This window comes from Sporomusa sp. (genome assembly GCF_057736855.1).
In genome coordinates this window covers 1-463 of sequence record NZ_JBYKYF010000130.1, presented here as the reverse complement: position 1 = coordinate 463, position 463 = coordinate 1, and the positions used below count along the sequence as shown (strand labels likewise).

General features: G+C 41.5%; 1 protein-coding gene. It reads left to right on the top strand.

Features of this window, described 5'->3' with window-relative positions; translation table 11 throughout:
* Nucleotides 1–137: 137 nt before the first annotated feature.
* A partial coding sequence (locus AC29Z1_RS09840; protein ID WP_488271287.1) for a peptidase U32 family protein occupies nt 138–463 on the top strand: 326 nt, incomplete at its 3' end.

The window sequence follows — 463 nt, the reverse complement described above, 5'->3', positions numbered from 1 at the left end:
CCCAGACGTTACCGTACAATTATAAAACGCCTTAAGGCGTACCTTGACTTCGTAACTAACAATAATCAGTTCAAAACGGTAGTGCATCCAATTGGTGATGGTATGGCCGTATCGCACTATCAAGGAGAAGCGAATCTATGAAAAAACCAGAACTTTTAGCCCCAGCGGGGAATTTAGAAAAATTAAAAATGGCACTCATTTATGGAGCAGATGCTGTATACATGGGTGGAAAAGCATTCGGCCTACGGGCATTCAGTGATAATTTTGACGATAATGAACTTCAACAAGGCATTGATTTTGCTCATGGTCTTGGTAAAAAAGCCTATATTACAATTAATATTATTCCGCACAATAATGACTTACTTGGTCTGCCTGATTACATACGTTCTATTGCTGCCATGGGCGCTGATGCGATCATTGTTTCCGATCTTGGCGTATTTCGCATTGCTCGCCAAGTTGCGCC